A 17,077-nucleotide genomic window follows, 5' to 3' on the forward strand; every position below is an offset into this window, starting at 1 on the left:
CAAAAAAAACCCAGCCTACAATGTAAGCTGGGTTTCATTTTATTTTATCATTTCTCCGTCTTTATCGTGGAAATGATATTCTAAATACGTGTAAGCGTCTCTAGGTATAATTTTTACCCATCTTTTATGGTCCATGAACCATTTAGATCGGGCGGATGGAAATCCTTTAGTTAAAAAAGCTGCAATAAAAGGGTGCGCGCTAAGCGTTAACTTTTTATGTTCTTTTTTAATTAATTTTTCTAAATCGACCTTTATTTTATCTACTAAAACTATTGGCGCCTCAACTTCGCCATTTCCTCCGTTAGGATTTTCCTCACGGGTTTTGATATTCATTTCTGGTCGTACACGCTGTCGCGTTATTTGAATCAGGCCAAACTTACTTGGCGGTAAAATTTTATGCTTTGCCCTGTCGTCTTTCATCTCTTCACGTAAGTGGTTGAAAAGTGTTCTGCGGTTATCAGCATTATTCATGTCTATAAAATCGACTACGATAATACCTCCCATATCCCTAAGACGTAGTTGGCGTGCTACTTCGGATGCACTGATTAGGTTGACTTCTAGTGCAGTGTCTTCTTGGTTTTTGGCTTTGTTAGATCGATTTCCACTATTTACGTCAATGACATGCATTGCCTCAGTGTGTTCGATTACAAGATAGGCTCCCTTACTCATGGATACCGTTTTACCAAAACTTGTTTTGATTTGTCGTTCGATACCATGTTTTTCAAAAACAGGTACTTTAGACGTGTGTAACTTTACGATAGATTCTTTTTTTGGTGCAATTTCTTGCAGATAATCTTTGATTTGGTTGTAGAGATCTTCTTCATCTACAACGATCGAAGTGAAGGTGTCATTAAAAACATCTCTTAATATAGAGGATGCTCTATTCATTTCACCTAAAATTTTTGATGGATGGGGTGCTTTGTATAATTTTTTACACATAGACTCCCAGCGTCCCACCAAGTTTTGCAAATCTCTGTCTAGTTCTGCTACTTTCTTGCCTTCTGCTACAGTACGAACAATAATTCCAAAACCTTTTGGCTTAATACTTTTTACGAGTCTTTTTAGACGTTCTTTCTCCTCTGATGATTCTATTTTTTGAGAAATAGATACTCTGTTAGAAAAAGGTACTAATACAATATATCTACCGGCAATCGAAAGCTCTGAGCTAATTCGAGGGCCTTTTGTAGAAATAGGTTCTTTTACTATTTGTACTAATAGCGATTGATTTGATTTTAACACATCGGTTATAACTCCGTGTTTATCAATATCGTTCTCAAAAGGAAAATTCTTAAGAGAATAATCTTTTAATTTACCTGTGCTTACACGTTTAATGAATTTAAGTAAAGAAGATACTTGAGGGCCCAGATCGTGGTAATGCAGAAATGCATCTTTTTCATAACCCACATTTACAAATGCGGCGTTAAGACCTGGAACAGCTTTACGGATTTTGGCAATAAAAATATCACCTACTGCAAAATTGCTGTCGTCTTCTTCCTTATGTAATTCAATTAGTTTTCCATCTTTTAATAAGGCAAAATCAGTAGAGGAACCAGATCTAATGATCAATTCTTTGTTCACTCTGATTAGATTTTTATCCACCTCGATATGTTCGAGACAGATGGATTAAACAAATTTTTTCACAGGAATTTTATAATTCCGTTGAAACAAAGTCTTATAAAGGTAGTGATATAAGATACTTTATTTCGATTTCAAAGAACATTCTTAAATAGAAAAAGTAGTTAGAAAACTACTTTTTCTTATGGCGATTAGCTCTTCTTCTCTTTTTACGCTTGTGCGTAGCTACCTTGTGTCTTTTACGTTTTTTACCACTTGGCATAGTGCGTCTATTTATTGATTATTAATTGTTACTTAACTTCTACGTTAGTTTTTACACCTTCCACAAATACTTTTGCCGGTTTAAAGGCAGGAATATTATGTGCAGGTATTTTGATTGTAGTGTTTTTAGAAATGTTACGGCCAGTTTTTTCAGCTCTTGTTTTGATGATAAAGCTACCAAAACCTCTAAGGTATACATTATCACCGCTCTCTAAAGAACTTTTTACTTCTTCCATAAAGGTTTCAACAGTTGCCTGAACATCTCCTTTTTCAATTCCTAGTTTTTCTGAAATTTTTGCTACAATATCTGCTTTAGTCATTATATTACCTATTTAGGGGTTTTTAAATTTTCAAGGGGGCAAATATAGCAATTTAAAATCCAAAATATCAATACTTAAGATGAAATTATCATCTTTTAAAGGTTTAATTTTACAAAACTTACAATTTTCATATGATTTTTTATAAAAAACTCATTACGTGGTACTTACAAAACAAAAGATCGATGCCATGGCGAGAAACAACCGATCCATATCACATTTGGTTAAGCGAAATCATACTTCAACAGACGCGAGTTGCACAAGGATTGCCATATTATTTGTCATTTACCGATCAGTATCCTACTGTTTTTGATTTAGCAAATGCAGAAGAAGAACAAGTGCTAAAACTTTGGCAAGGATTAGGTTATTATTCCAGAGCCAGAAATTTACATACCACTGCAAAATATATAGCAAATGAGCTTAATGGTGTTTTTCCTTCTAATTATAATGATTTATTAAAACTAAAAGGTGTGGGTGATTATACTGCCAGTGCTATAGCTTCTATATGTTATAATGAAGTGGTTCCTGTGGTAGATGGTAATGTATATCGCGTTTTATCTAGATATTTTAATATTGACACTCCTATTAATAGTACTCAAGGAATTAAAGAGTTTAAGAAAATTGCTTTTGAGTTAATTGATCCAGAGCAACCCGCTACCTATAATCAGGCAATTATGGAATTTGGAGCGTTGCAGTGTAAACCACAAAATCCATATTGTATCGTTTGTCCATTAAATGATAGTTGTGAGTCATTAAATAAAGGAACAGTTACATCATTACCGGTTAAATTGAAAAAAACTAAAGTCAAGAAAAGATATTTTAATTACCTGATATTTTCTGTCAGTGATCAATATACTATTATTAAACAGCGAACAGGCAAAGGTATCTGGCAGAATTTATACGAGTTTCCACTGATAGAAAGCGAGAATGACGTAGACCTTGATTATATAAAAGAAAATGTTTTATTTAAAAGTTTGTTAGGAGATGTATCTTATGATATCACTTGCTATGAAGAAACATTTAAAATACACAAACTTTCGCACCAGCACTTATATACTCGATTTTATATCATAAAAACCAATAAAAAGCCCAAAATCGATGCTGAATTAGAGCAGATTAAAATAGATAATATTCGTGAATATCCAGTTCCTATATTATTAGGTAATTTTATAGATAGCTTTTTTTAGGTATGATGCTTTTTTATTACATTTACTATAAATAATAAAGGATATGTCTGGAACGTTGAATAAGGTAATGCTTATTGGTCATACAGGAGATGAAGTAAAGATGCATTATTTTGAAGGAGGAAATTGTATTGGTAGATTTCCACTGGCAACTAATGATTCTTATGTAAACAAAACCACTGGAGAGAGAGTTACTTCTACAGAATGGCATAATATTGTGGTGCGTAATAAAGCAGCCGAAATATGTGAAAAATATTTAAAGAAAGGAGATAAAGTATATATCGAAGGTCGTCTTAAAACTAGAAAATGGCAAGACGAACAAGGAAAAGATCGATATAGTACAGAGATACAGTGTACTGATTTTACATTTTTGACTCCAAAAACGGAAGGACAACAATCTGAAACGACTGCAAGTAGTCAGCCAGTAGGTAATGCAAATCCTTCAGTTGGTGCAACACAATCAATATCATCCCCATCTACAGAAATGGAAGAAGATGATCTTCCGTTTTAATATGTTTAACTAAACCGCTATAATTTGGATCCTGATCCCGAACCTTTATTTGTTTTATTTGTTGCTTTTGATTCTATACAAGCAATTAATTTACTTGCCCTTATTTTACTATTGATTTGTTCTGCATTAATTTCGGGCAGTGAAGTCTCCTTATTTTCACTTACTCCGTCAGATCTTAAAATAGAAGGAGAGGAAGAGACTGCAAATCAAAAGATAATATCAAAGTTATTAAGTAGACCAAAGAAATTATTAGCTACAATATTAGTGGCTAATAATTTTATAAATATTGCTATTGTATTACTCTTTGATGCTTTAGGAGAGATTTATTTTAAAGATCTTGATATCGTTTGGTGGGGCTGGATGGATGTAAGATTTGTAGTAGAGGTAATTATTGTAGCATTCCTTATTTTATTATTTGGAGAAATTTTACCAAAGATATATGCGAGTAGAAATAAAGTAAAATTTGCCAATTTTATGGCAAGACCATTAGGAGTTTTGGACTGGATTATTACTCCGATTAGCTTGCCAATGAGAAGTGTGACGATGCGAATTCATAATAAATTAGGTAAGCAGAAATCGAATATCAGTGTTGATCAATTATCACAAGCATTGGAGTTAACCTCAGACACTGATACTACTTCTGAGGAGAAGAAAATTTTAGAAGGTATCGTTTCTTTTGGTAATACTGATACCAAACAGGTAATGAAACCTAGGATAGATATTTTTGCCTTAAATCGAGATATGAAATATACTGAGGTTATTCCTGAAATTATAGAAAAAGGATATTCTCGTATTCCGGTATATGAAGATAGTATTGATAAAGTTGTTGGGATTCTTTATGTAAAGGATTTATTGCCTTATATCAATCATAAAGATTATAATTGGGTAGATCTTGTAAGAGAACCCTATTTTGTTCCAGAAAATAAGAAGTTAGACGATTTACTTAATGATTTTAAGAATAAAAAGAATCATTTAGCAATTGTGGTAGACGAATATGGTGGAACAAGTGGTTTGATTTCTTTAGAAGATATTATTGAAGAAATAGTTGGGGATATTAGTGATGAATTTGATGACGAAGATTTAATATTTTCTAAGTTAGATGATCTCAACTACGTGTTCGAAGGAAGAACTTCTTTAAAAGATTTTTATAAAGTGCTAAAGTTGGAGGATCATGCTATTTTTGAAAATAAAAAAGGGGATGCGGAGACGATTGCCGGATTACTTTTAGAAATATCTGGAAGTTTCCCAAAAAGAGGAGATGTAATTGTATTAGAAAAATATATATTTAAAATAGAGTCTTTGGATAATAAACGTATCAAAAGAATTAAATTGACGATTGATGAAGAGTAAATTTTATAATTTTTTTGTGATAGTGATTGCAAGTGTTTTCTATTCTTGTGGTGGAGATGTTTTACCCAAGCCTAAAGGTATGTTACGATTGGCCTATCCGTCTCCAAAATATGAAAAGGCTACATTGGATTGTTCATATACTTTTGAAAAAAACAATATAGCAACTTTCGAGAAAGCAAAAAACAATAAAGAATGTTGGTATAATATTGATTATCCGAAACTGAATGCAACTATTTACGTTTCGTATTACAATGTAGATAAAAACTTAGACTCGTTATTAAGAGATGCACAAAACTTAACACAAGAACACCATATTAAAGCTGATGGAATAGATCAAAAAGATTTTATTCTGCCGGATAAAAAAGTTTATGGAAGCATTTTTGAAGTTACGGGAAATGCTGCTTCTTCTTGCCAATTTTATGTAACAGATAGTCTTAATCATTTTGTTTCTGGTTCAGTGTACTTTAAAGTAAAACCAAATTATGATTCAATTCTTCCTGCGGCGAAATATCTAAGAAATGATGTTGTTCATTTTATGGAAACAATTCAATGGAAAGAATAACGCTAAACGTTCGTTAATTTTTCTATATAAAACATTACCACTTGTTTAATTTTATTGATTTTTGCAGCTTATTAAATGACTGATGCAAAACTCAAAACTAAAATGGATATATCTTGCGATACTTTCGCTGGTATGGGGTAGTTCATTTATACTAATTAAGAAGTCGTTGATAGGTCTTACCCCTATGCAGTTAGGAGCTTTAAGAACCCTGTTCGCAGCAATTTTTTTGTTCCTGATTGGTTTCAGAAGTATGAAAACCATTAAGAAAGGAGAGTGGAAGTGGATTGTTGTTTCCGGTTTTTTAGGGACATTTATTCCAGCATTTTTATTTGCTTTTGCAGAAACAGAAATAGATAGTGGTATCGCTTCTGTTCTTAATTCCACAACTCCACTTGTTACCTTAATATTAGGGGTACTGCTATTCTCTATTCGATTTAGTAGAAATCAACTGATTGGAGTTGTTGTTGGGTTAATTGGATGTTTGGCTCTTATATGGGAAGGAGCTTCTATAAACCCTAATCAGAATTATTGGTACGCGGCGTTAGTGCTTTGTGCTTCTGTTTGCTATGCGACTAACGTAAATATAATAAAACGTTATATGCAAGAAATTTCTCCTATGGCGATAGCTAATGGTAATTTTGTTGTATTAGTAATTCCTTCTATTATAGTACTATATTATTCTGATTTTTTTAATAATACGGTAATAGGTAATCCTGAAGTACATACAAGTTTGATGTATATTTCTATTCTTGCAGTAGTGGGAACCGGAATTGCTAAGGTTTTATTCAATAAATTAGTTCAAATGAGTAGTCCTGTTTTTGCCACTTCGGTAACGTATACAATTCCGATAGTAGCTTTAATGTGGGGGTTGCTGGATGGCGAAGAATTTTCTTTTTATCAAGTAATTGCTACTGGGATAATAATTTTAGGAGTATATATCGCTAATCGAAAAAAATAAAGGCCCGTTTATTAGAACGGACCTTTATAAATAACTGAGTTATAGATTTTATTTAAAATCTTCTTCTGTTACTCCTTCGTTAATTTTAATTTCTGAAACATTAAAATCAAACTTCTGTGGACCAGCAGATATTGACATTGTATGAGGGAATTTGATTCCATTTACCTCTTTGTAATTGCTATATCCAATTGTAGAAGGTATTTTTTGACCTCCTTGTTCCTGGATTACAATATCTTTTATTTTTAATCCTGTTTCCGTATCGAAATAAGAGGTTCTCTTATCGCTTATTTTAACTTTATAGGCTTTACCATTTTCGTAAGGTTCAAGACCTTCTAGTTTAGCATCTGTATTTTTTAGTTCCGGGAAAGGGTATATTTCTTTTTTTGCATCAGCAATTTGAGCTTCTGTATAGTCAATTTTTTGACCTTGAGCCATAGCATATCCTTTAGTACCGTCGAACACATTTTTGTTTACAGAGTTACCTCCAAATAATATATCGGTAAGCGTTTGGTTTTTCGAAGTAACTTTAGAAATCATCTGAAGTGTTGCTCCTCCCATAGATGCTTCGGCTGTAGTAAAAGTAGATTGTACTGCTGTCAATTTATCTTTACCGCCTATAGCTTTTAAATAATTATCTAAAACTGACTGGGCAGTAACTCCCTCTGGGGTAGCTGCATTGTAATCAGGTTTTTCAGTTTTATTTCCATATTTGTCAAAATATAGAATAGGAATTTTCTTTCCTTCGAAGCTAATTTTCTCCAGATTTTCTAAAACATCACTTCCTTTACCAACTAATACAATTCTAGCTTTGTCTAGATTAAAATATTTGTTAGCAATTCTTTTAATATCAGCTTTGCTAACTGCGTTGATTTTTGCAATAAAAGTTTCGTAAAAATCTTTTGGAAGATTTTGAGTTTTGATATCAATACTTCTTGCGGCTATTGTTCTATCATTTTCGGAAGCTAGAATAAAGTCTCCTAAGAATTTTGCTTTTGCATTTTTTAATACTTCGTCATCTACATCTTCAGTTCTAATTCTTTTAATTTCTTTTAGAGTTTCTACAACAGCACTATCTGTTACCATATTTCTTACTTTGGCTGTAGCTCTAAATAGAGTTTTAAAGTTTTTGTTTCTTGGTAATGTAGATCGTCCTCCGTATGTATACCCGTGTTCTTCTCTCAGGTTCATATTGATATAACTACCAAATGATCCACCTAGAACATAATTAGTAACTAATGCAGCGTGATGATCTTCGTCAGCCATCTTTAAGTTAGAAACGTTCATTACAGCCATTTCTGTTTGTACAGCATTTGGCATATCAATAAAATTGATCTGTCTATATTGTGCGTCTTTAACTTCTGGAATTCCAAAAGAAGGAGCTTTCCCGGCTTTCCAAGAAGTAAAATTCTTTTCTACTAATTCTTTAGCTTTATCATTACTGATGTCTCCACTAATTACCATATATGCATTTGCAGGAACAAAGTAGTTTCTATAGTATTTTTCTACATCTGCTAATGTGATATTATTAATTGTTTTTTCTGTGATGTACTCTCCAGCTGGGTGATTTTTTCCGTAACCAAGAACGCTTCTTACTCGATCAGCAACTGCTTCTGCACTATTTTCTCCTGATTTAATACCTTCGATAAGTTTTTTCTTTTCAAGGTCTAACTCCTCTTGCGTAAAGTTTGGATTTAAAGAAGCTTTTGCAAAAAGTTCGATGATACGATCAGAATATTTAGATAAGGATTGTGCGAATCCACCTGATGCTCCCGTATTAATGAAAGCACCAAGAAAATCAACTTCTTCATTAAAAGCATCTTTGCTAATGTCTTTAGTCCCTTTTCCCATTATTTGGGATACTATTCCTTCGATTCCAGCTTTGTCGCCTTCAGCATTTGGAGGGTTGTCTAATGATAAGCTTACTGTGATTCTCGGTAGCTTTTTGTTTTCTACAACAAGAACGGTAAGTCCATTACCCATTTTAAATGTATATGGCTCTCCTAAATTTATAACAGGAGTAGGTCCTGATTTTGGCATTTTTGATCGATCTATCTGTGCTTGAGCACTTATTGCAACCAATAAAAAAGCTATGATAAAGGTTATATTTTTTTTCATTTCTGTATTCATTTATATTATTTGCTTGACTCTGGTAAGTAGTCAAGATTAAGACGTTGATTTTTATTCAGATATTTCTTAGCAACATTTTGAATGTCTTCTCTGGTAATTGATCTGTAGATTTCAATTTCTTTATTGATAAGATTAGTATCGTCATAAAGCATGTTGTAACGAGCCAATGAATTTGCAATTCCTTCAATACTAGAGTTAGAGTTCACGAAGTTATTTTCAAATTGATTCTGAAGTTTATTGAATTCTCTTTCAGAAATTAGTTCATTTTGTAACTTTTCGATTTCACTATCCATTTCTGCTAGAAGTTTATCTAAACTAACATCTCCAAGAGGTAAAGCTCCCATTAGATAAGTGCCATAGTCTTCTTGAGAATCTGTAAAGGCGATTACTTGTAATGCCATTTTTTTATCCTCTACCATGTTTTTCTGCATTCTAGAGCTGTTTCCTCCTGTTAAAATAGTAGAGATATAATCTAACACATAGGCGTCTTTTTCAGTTTGCTTAGGCGTTCTGTATACTAATACTTTTGCAGGGATTTGGATGTTTGCATCTTTTTCTACCGCAGTGATTTCTGATGTAATAGGATCTTCTACTATTGTCGTTCTTGTTATTTTTTCTCCATTATTTTTAATAGAACCAAAATAATCCGAAATCATTTTCTTAGCATCTTCAATTTGGATATCTCCAGCTACTACTAAGGTTGCATTATTTGGGTTATAGTATTTTTTATTAAAAGCTACGAACTCATCAAGTTTAGCAGCGTCAAGGTCTTCCATACTTCCGATCACAGATTGACCATAAGGGTGTTTTTTGAACAGATATTTATTTATCCCAGTCTTGTAAATAATTTTACCATAAGGCGCATTATCTATTCGTTGTCTTTTTTCTTCTTTTACAACTTCATTCTGGGTGTCTACTCCAATTTTATTGATTACAGGATGTAACATACGTTCAGATTCCATCCATAATCCTAGTTCTAGATTGTTAGAAGGTAATGTTTCGTAGTAATAAGTTCTATCCTGAGTAGTGTTAGCGTTGTTTCTTCCACCGTTTGCAGAAACGATATCAAACCACTTTCCTCTTTCTATGTTTTCTGTCCCTTCGAATAATAGGTGTTCGAAAAAATGAGCAAAACCGGTTCTTCCTTTTTCTTCATCTTTTGCGCCTACGTGATACATAACACCTACAGTTACTACAGGTGCTTTATTTTCTTGATGTAAAATTACATGTAGACCATTATCTAAGTTATATTCTGTAAATTCTACTTCTTGAGCACTTCCGGAAATTCCAATCAAGAGCGCACAAGCGATTGTGTAAAGTTTATTTTTCATTAGTAATAATTTTGTTTATTGAATTTTTGCAAAGATCGCATTTTGTTATGATTTTAACGAAAAAGAATTTTATCGACCTAAAGTACTTGTTTTTAATAAATTAACAGTTCTTTAAGCCAAAGAATGACTAATTATCCATAAATTTCTGTTAAATCTAAATAATAAAAATTATGAAAAAGTCTACAATTCCCGTTAGATATGGTTCTTTAATCGCAGTAGGGCTGATTGCGTATTTTCTAATTTTATCATTATTTGGGGTGCAAACAAATCCGGTTTTTAGTTTAGGTAATGGAATAATTGTTGCCTTTGGATTGTATAAAGCTATGAAAGATTATAAATTCGAAAAGAGAAGCGAATTTGAATATCAAAAAGGTTTTATGGCTGGATTGTTCACAGGATTCAATGCTACTCTTATTTTTACTATTTTCTTTGCTATTTATGTTACTAATATAAATACTAATTTTCTTCCAGAAATGCTAGCTAATTGGAGTTCGCATTACCATGTGGGTGTAGGAATAGTAGTGTTTGTAGCAGTTATTATGGGTTTTGCAACTACCTTTGTCTTAACATTGTCTTTTATGCAATTATTAAAAGAAAGTTGGAACATCAAAAAAACACATAATTCTCCTCCTATAAAAGCGTAAAATATTTGTCAGTTAATTAATTAGCAGTATATTTGCATCCGCTTATTTTAGATAAGTGATAGTTCTTTATATAAAAAATTAATTAAACGTTACGCTATGTACGCAATTGTAGAGATAGCAGGGCAGCAATTTAAAGTTGCAAAAGACCAAAAAGTTTTTGTTCATCGTTTAGCAGGAGAAGAAGGAGATAAAGTTTCTTTTGACAAAGTACTTCTTACTGCAGATGGAGACAAAGTTACTTTAGGCGCCCCGGCTATAGATGGAGCTCAAGTAGGAGCAAAAATCACAAGACACCTTAGAGGTGATAAAGTTATTGTTTTCAAGAAAAAGAGACGTAAAGGATACCGTGTTAAAAATGGTCACCGTCAATCTCTTACTGAAATCGTAATTGAAAGTATAGTTGCTTCTGGAGCTAAAAAAGCTGCACCAAAGAAAGAAGCTAAGAAAACTGAAAAGAAAGTAGAAGCTAAAGTTGCTGCTCCTAAAAAAGAAGAAGCACCAAAGAAAGCTGCTCCTAAGAAATCAGCTAAAGCAGATGATCTAAAAAAGATTGAAGGTATCGGACCAAAAATAGCTGAAACTTTAAAGGCTAATGGAATCGTTACTTTTGCTGATCTTTCTAAAGCAGATCCTAAGCAAATTGCAGAGTTCATTAAAGATGTACGTGGAAATCACGTTCCTGATACTTGGCCTAAGCAAGCTGAAATGGCTGCTGATGGTAAGTGGGATGAGTTAAAAGAATGGCAAGATAAATTAGACGGCGGGATTGAAAAATAATCTCCGTTATTATTAACGATATAAAACCTTAAGAAAATGGCTCATAAAAAAGGAGTTGGTAGTTCTAAGAATGGTAGAGAATCAGAATCGAAACGTTTAGGTGTTAAGATTTTTGGTGGACAAGCTGCCATAGCCGGTAACATCATTGTAAGACAAAGAGGTACGGCACACAAACCAGGTGAGAATGTTTATGCTGGTAAAGACCACACGTTACACGCAAGAGTAGATGGTGTAGTTAAATTCACTAAGAAAAAAGATAATAAATCTTATGTTTCTATAGTTCCTTTTGAAGCATAAGAATATTTTCCTTTGTAATAAAGATGAAGCCCTTTTCAAATTAATTTGAAAAGGGCTTTTTATTTAAACTATAACTCTTAAAATATAAATTTCATGAAATTATCAATGCATAGAATTTTGTTCTTTTTTGTTTTTCTGGTAACCACAACCACCGCAATATCTCAGGAAATACCAAAATATGATTATTTAGAAATCATTGTAGTCCAAAAAGCTAATAATAGTGGGCGGGTTAAAAGGGTGAAAGTACAAGAACAAAAATCATTGGAAGGTAAGCAGATCACGATTAAAGAAATCGAAGATTTAGAAGGGACTTCTGATTTGTTAAACTATATGAATGCTGCTAATTGGGAGTTCGTAGATCGTCAATCTGTGGTGTCCGAAGAAAATGATCCCGTATGGATGAGTTATATTTTTAGGAAGAGGAAATAAAAGACTAAGGTGTAACATAAAAATAATATCTAAATAACATTCTATAATAGGTGTATCACTAGATTTATAAGATTTTTACTTTTTAGTAAGAGTTTTGTAATAGATTGTTATGAGACAAGAATTGTCATGGTTACTTATATGTATATTGTTAATTATTTCTTTTTGTAAAGTTGTTGCACAGGTTGATAATAGTTTAGAAAAAGATAAGAAACAGATTAATGATGCATTGCAGGTTTTAAGAGTAGAGTTAAGAACTGCTCAGAAAAAAGGATCACCTATTGGTATTGCTGAGAAGTATTTTCTTTTAGGTGGCTTTTATCAAAATGCAAGAGTATATGATGAAGCTTTAGAACAATATAATAAGGCTCTAGTTTTAATTGAAGAGAAAGACACTCTTTTTGTCCTTCTGAAAAACGAGATAGGTAACATATATCTCTCTACAAAGAATTTTCCTAAAGCCAAGCAGTATTTTAATCAGAGCAAATCAATATCCTCTAAATTTGGATATAAAAAAGGAGTAGCTATTGCTAAAAGATTGCTAGGGTCTTGTTTTGAAAAAGAAGGCGATTATCTTAGAGCTTTGCAATATCAAAAAGAGAGTCTTAAAATATTCTCGGAACTTCAGAATATTGAAGGTGTTGCTGTTGTAAATGAAAACTTAGGAAGTATATACGAAGATTTAGAACAGTACGATGTAGCTTATGAATATTTTAAAAAGTCAAATGAGTACTTTGAAAAAATGGATAAGGCTGGAAAAATTAGCGTTTTTAATAATTTAGGAGATATATGTAGAAAAACTGGAAATTATAGTAAAGCTATAGAATATACGAATAAAGCGCATCAATGGGCGCTGTATTTTCAGGATAAATATCAAATTAAAAGCGCTCACAAGGATCTTTCTAAAACTTATAACCTTATGGGAGATTTTAAAAAAGCTTTTGATCATCTTTCCAAAAGTGAAAAAATTAATGAAGAGCTTATTCTGTCTGAAAATATTAATCAACTGAATACACTTCAGGTAATTTATGAAACCAAACGAAAAGAAGCTCAAATAAGTGCATTATTGCAACAAAAAGAAATTAGTCGTGCTAATCAAAATCTGTTATTAGTTAGTTTAGCTGCTATTATGTTAATTGTAAGTGTCCTATATATTTATTATCGAAAGAAAGGGAAAGAGAGCTTAAAAATTCAGGAGTTTGAACAAAGAACTTTGAAAGCAGAATTAGAGAAGAAGGAGTTTGAAGAAAAAAACTTACAAAGGGAAATTCACTTAAAGACATCTACATTATCCAGATATAGCCTTCATCTGTCTCAGAAAAATAAAATTTTATCTGATTTGTCTTCTACCCTATCTAATATAGCGGATAGAAAAGGGATAGATGTAAATACCAATATAAAACGTATAGTAAAAGAGATTAATTTCAACTTAAAGCAAGAAAGAGAATGGGACGAATTCCATAATTTTTTTAAAGAGATTCATCCAGATTTTATTAAGAGATTATCCCAGTTATCTGAAGACAAACTATCACCTTCAGAATTGCGTTTAGGAATGTTATTACGACTCAATTTATCTTCAAAAGAAATTGCTTCTATTCTTAGAGTTACTCCGGATAGTGTAAGAGTAGCTCGATATAGATTACGAAAAAAACTACCTATAAACCAAAAAGAAGAGTTGGTCAATTTTATGATTGCTTTGTAGTAAAAACCAGAAAAATGAACTGTTCTTTTAGTCTATGTTATTGTAATGTAAAAAAATCTTAATTGTTGCCTTGTTGTTTATCGTTATTAAGAAAAATGTTTATCCTTTGTTGCTTTACGTTTTTAAAGTAAAACATTGTGTAGCAGTAGTTTTATAGTGATTTTAAAACACTAACAAATGACACCAATCAAATTACTAAAATTAGTATCTGTAACGCTCATTTTCTTTTTGAGTACACATTTTGTACAGGCTCAGAAAGGTTCTGTTAAAGGAATTATTACCGATGAGAATGGAATTTCCATGCCAGGAGCTTCTATTATAATTAATTCGATAAACAAAGCAACCATTTCTGATTTTGACGGAAAGTTTACACTTGTTAATATAGAGGAAGGCAGCTATATGATCTTAGTGAAATATCTTGGATATGCTGATTTACAAAAAAAAGTGAATGTCTCTTCTTCTCGAACTACTTTTGTCTCTTTATCACTGCAAGCAGAAGGTGTTCAATTAGATGATGTTACTATTTCGGCTTATGGAAATAGCGGGCAAGCAAGAGCTTTAAATACGCAGAAGAATAATATTAATATTACTAATGTAGTATCAACGGATCAAATAGGAAAATTTCCTGATGCTAACATTGGAGATGCGGTAAAGCGTATTCCAGGGATAACTATGCAGGTAGATCAAGGAGAGGCACGAAATATTATTGTAAGAGGTTTATCTCCTCAGTTAAATTCTGTAACATTAAATGGAAGTAGAATCCCTTCTGCAGAAGGTGATAATAGAAATGTACAGATGGATTTAATACCGTCCGATATGATTCAAACCATAGAGGTTAATAAGGCAGTAACTCCCGATATGGAGGCGGATGCTTTAGGAGGGTCTGTTAATCTAGTAACTAGAACAGCTCCACAAGGGTTTAGGCTTTCTGCTACCTTGGGTTCAGGAATTAATTTCATTACAGATAAAAGAATATTAAATGGTTCTTTTTTAGTTGGAGATCGATCTAAAAACAAAAAGTTTGGATGGATGTTATCAGCATCAATTAATGATAATGATTTTGGGTCTGACAATATCGAGGCGCAATGGACAGATGAGTTTGAGTTTTATACAGGTGTTGATGATGCCGATGGCGAACCAATATTAGATGAGGTTTCTGTAAATCCGTATACTAATGAATTTCAGATAAGAACATATCTCGTTCAGAGAATTAGAAGAAGTTTTGCAGCAAATTTTGATTACGAATTTGATAATAACAATTCGATGTATCTGAAAACAATCTATAACTGGCGCGATGATAGAGAAAATAGATTTCGATTAGAGCATCAAATATTAGATGCGGAAGATATAGAAGCAAGCGATTTTGAGGTGGTGAATGGGAATCTTACTCGTTTTCCAGTCCAAGTAGCGCGACAAACGAAAGGCGGAATAGATAATAATAGGAGTAAAAACCGAAGATTAGAAGATCAGCGTATGCAGAATTATAGTTTAGGTGGAGATCATTTGTTTGGAAATGTTAAGATAGATTGGATGGTCTCATTTGCTAAAGCGTCAGAGGAAAGGCTTAATGAAAGATATGCGGAATATCAATCAGAATATAGTATAATTAATGATAACTCTGATCCAGAATTTCCGATATATATGCCTGTTAATAGTGCTGATGCTAATGATGTATCTGCTTTTGAATTTGGTGAGATTACCGAAGAAAATCAATATACAGAAGAGCAAGACATTAACTTCTTTGTAAATGCTGAATTATCCTCGGATTTTTTTGGTAAGGGTAATGGAACTATAAAGTTTGGAATACGAAGTAGATTGAAAAGTAAATTAAGAGATAATGACTTTTTTGAATTTGATTTAGAAGGAAGTGTTCCTACGTTGGGAAATGTTCCTACCCGTAGTTATAGTGATCCTGATTTTCTTGCTGGAAGTCAATACCAAGCTGGATTATATGCAGATGAAAGATGGTTGGGAAGCCTTAGTCTTGTAGATGGAGAATCGGTTCCTGATGAGTTTTTAAGAGCTAATTATGATGTAGAAGAAGATGTGTTGGCAGGATATCTTATGGCGAATCAAAAGCTTTCAGAAAAGTTTAGCCTATTGGCAGGTATTAGATTAGAACATACCAAAATTAATGCTACTGGAAATCAAATTGAAGATGAAGAAAATAGAGTGGGTGAGGTAACAGAAGAGCAATCATATATAAATGTGTTGCCAGGAATACATTTGAAATATGATCTTAATTCGCAAACCGTTTTTAGATTTGCTTGGACCAATACATTAGCAAGACCCAATTATGTTGATTTAGTGCCATCTCTTGATGTATTATTTGGGGATGAGGAGATTGTTACGGGTAACCCTGATCTTGATCCAACTACTTCTATGAATTTTGATGTAATGGCTGAACATTATTTTAAATCAGTTGGAATATTATCTGGAGGTTTATTTTACAAAAAAATAGATAATTTTATTTATACTTTTAGAGGAGAAACTGAGGATGATGGATTTGGTGCAGGTACAGAGGGGTTTGATATTTTTCAGCCACTTAATGGAGAAAATGCTTCTATTTTTGGAGCAGAGTTATCTATTCAACGTCAACTAGATTTTTTACCTGGTTTTGCTAAGAATTTTAGTGTATATCTTAATTACACATTTCTTACTTCTAGTGCAGATGGAATCCGAAATGAAGATGGAGAAGAACGATCAGATCTCGATCTTCCGAATACATCACCAAATATGTTTAACGGATCTTTAGGATATAACAACAATAAGCTAAGTTTACGATTGTCTGCTAATTTTTCTGATGCATATATAGATGAGATAGGTGGAAACTCTTTTGAAGACAGGTATTATGATAAGCAGTTTTTTCTGGATTTTAATGTAAGCTATGCAATTACGAAGAATTTAAGTGTTTATGCAGATTTAAATAATATTACCAATCAACCATTACGTTTTTATCAGGGAATATCAGAAAGAACAATGCAGGCAGAATATTACGAAAGACGCCTTACTTTTGGTTTGAAATATGATCTTTTTAAGAAATAATACAGATAAT

The 17,077-nt window shown here is 32.5% G+C and carries 15 protein-coding genes; 11 read left to right on the forward strand and 4 right to left on the reverse strand.

The window, feature by feature from the left end:
- Positions 1-39: 39 nt before the first annotated feature.
- Together NMK29_RS22375 and NMK29_RS22380 are read right to left on the reverse strand one after the other, a co-directional pair.
- The gene (locus NMK29_RS22375) at positions 40-1,578 is read right to left on the reverse strand and encodes an Rne/Rng family ribonuclease (protein WP_027394791.1); all 1,539 of its coding nucleotides are present in this window, start codon (positions 1,576-1,578) and stop codon (positions 40-42) included.
- Positions 1,579-1,865: 287 nt separating this feature from the next.
- Positions 1,866-2,156 carry an HU family DNA-binding protein gene (locus NMK29_RS22380; RefSeq protein ID WP_024768281.1) on the reverse strand — a complete coding sequence of 97 codons (291 nt, stop codon included), beginning with the start codon at positions 2,154-2,156 and terminating at the stop codon, positions 1,866-1,868.
- 131 nt (positions 2,157-2,287) lie between these two features.
- On the opposite strand from NMK29_RS22380, the gene mutY reads away from it, so the two are divergent.
- From mutY to NMK29_RS22405, 5 genes are all read left to right on the forward strand, one after another.
- A complete protein-coding gene (gene mutY / locus NMK29_RS22385; protein ID WP_108804837.1) occupies positions 2,288-3,340 on the forward strand; it encodes an A/G-specific adenine glycosylase in 1,053 nt (350 codons plus the stop codon).
- Between the two features lie 43 nt (positions 3,341-3,383).
- Positions 3,384-3,848 carry a single-stranded DNA-binding protein gene (locus NMK29_RS22390; protein WP_108804838.1) on the forward strand — a complete coding sequence of 155 codons (465 nt, stop codon included), beginning with the start codon at positions 3,384-3,386 and terminating at the stop codon, positions 3,846-3,848.
- A 24-nt stretch (positions 3,849-3,872) separates the two neighbouring features.
- On the forward strand, positions 3,873-5,198 hold the full coding sequence (locus tag NMK29_RS22395; RefSeq protein ID WP_108804839.1) for a gliding motility-associated protein GldE: 1,326 nt from the start codon (positions 3,873-3,875) through the stop codon (positions 5,196-5,198).
- On the forward strand, positions 5,188-5,760 hold the full coding sequence (gene gldD, locus NMK29_RS22400; protein WP_108804840.1) for a gliding motility lipoprotein GldD: 573 nt from the start codon (positions 5,188-5,190) through the stop codon (positions 5,758-5,760). Before NMK29_RS22395 ends, gldD begins: the two co-directional genes overlap by 11 nt.
- 82 nt (positions 5,761-5,842) lie before the next feature.
- Entirely contained in the window at positions 5,843-6,718 is an 876-nt protein-coding gene (locus tag NMK29_RS22405) for a DMT family transporter (protein WP_108804841.1), read from the forward strand.
- 48 nt (positions 6,719-6,766) lie between these two features.
- Here the strand turns inward: NMK29_RS22405 and NMK29_RS22410 are convergent, their stop codons facing one another.
- Both NMK29_RS22410 and NMK29_RS22415 read right to left on the reverse strand, forming a co-directional pair.
- Positions 6,767-8,833 (reverse strand): pitrilysin family protein, encoded by a 2,067-nt coding sequence (locus NMK29_RS22410; protein ID WP_108805467.1) that lies wholly within the window; start codon positions 8,831-8,833, stop codon positions 6,767-6,769.
- 17 nt (positions 8,834-8,850) lie between these two features.
- On the reverse strand, positions 8,851-10,176 hold the full coding sequence (locus NMK29_RS22415; protein ID WP_108804842.1) for a pitrilysin family protein: 1,326 nt from the start codon (positions 10,174-10,176) through the stop codon (positions 8,851-8,853).
- 170 nt (positions 10,177-10,346) lie between these two features.
- Between NMK29_RS22415 and NMK29_RS22420 the strand changes: the two genes are divergently transcribed.
- The 6 genes from NMK29_RS22420 to NMK29_RS22445 all read left to right on the forward strand — a co-directional run bounded on the left by NMK29_RS22420 (position 10,347) and on the right by NMK29_RS22445 (position 17,067).
- Complete coding sequence (locus tag NMK29_RS22420) at positions 10,347-10,820, forward strand: DUF4199 domain-containing protein (RefSeq protein WP_108804843.1); 474 nt, start codon at positions 10,347-10,349, stop codon at positions 10,818-10,820.
- A 96-nt stretch (positions 10,821-10,916) separates the two neighbouring features.
- Positions 10,917-11,597, forward strand: coding sequence for a 50S ribosomal protein L21 (gene rplU / locus NMK29_RS22425; protein ID WP_108804844.1), 681 nt, complete (start codon positions 10,917-10,919; stop codon positions 11,595-11,597).
- A 36-nt stretch (positions 11,598-11,633) separates the two neighbouring features.
- Complete coding sequence (gene rpmA, locus NMK29_RS22430; protein WP_027394801.1) at positions 11,634-11,894, forward strand: 50S ribosomal protein L27; 261 nt, start codon at positions 11,634-11,636, stop codon at positions 11,892-11,894.
- Positions 11,895-11,987: 93 nt separating this feature from the next.
- Positions 11,988-12,323, forward strand: coding sequence for a hypothetical protein (locus NMK29_RS22435; protein WP_108804845.1), 336 nt, complete (start codon positions 11,988-11,990; stop codon positions 12,321-12,323).
- A gap of 109 nt (positions 12,324-12,432) precedes the next feature.
- Entirely contained in the window at positions 12,433-14,022 is a 1,590-nt protein-coding gene (locus tag NMK29_RS22440; RefSeq protein ID WP_108804846.1) for a tetratricopeptide repeat protein, read from the forward strand.
- Positions 14,023-14,199: 177 nt separating this feature from the next.
- On the forward strand, positions 14,200-17,067 hold the full coding sequence (locus NMK29_RS22445) for a TonB-dependent receptor (RefSeq protein ID WP_108804847.1): 2,868 nt from the start codon (positions 14,200-14,202) through the stop codon (positions 17,065-17,067).
- Positions 17,068-17,077 lie beyond the last annotated feature (10 nt).

The sequence above is a fragment of the Aquimarina sp. Aq107 genome (assembly GCF_943733665.1).
Classification (GTDB): Bacteria; Bacteroidota; Bacteroidia; order Flavobacteriales; family Flavobacteriaceae; genus Aquimarina.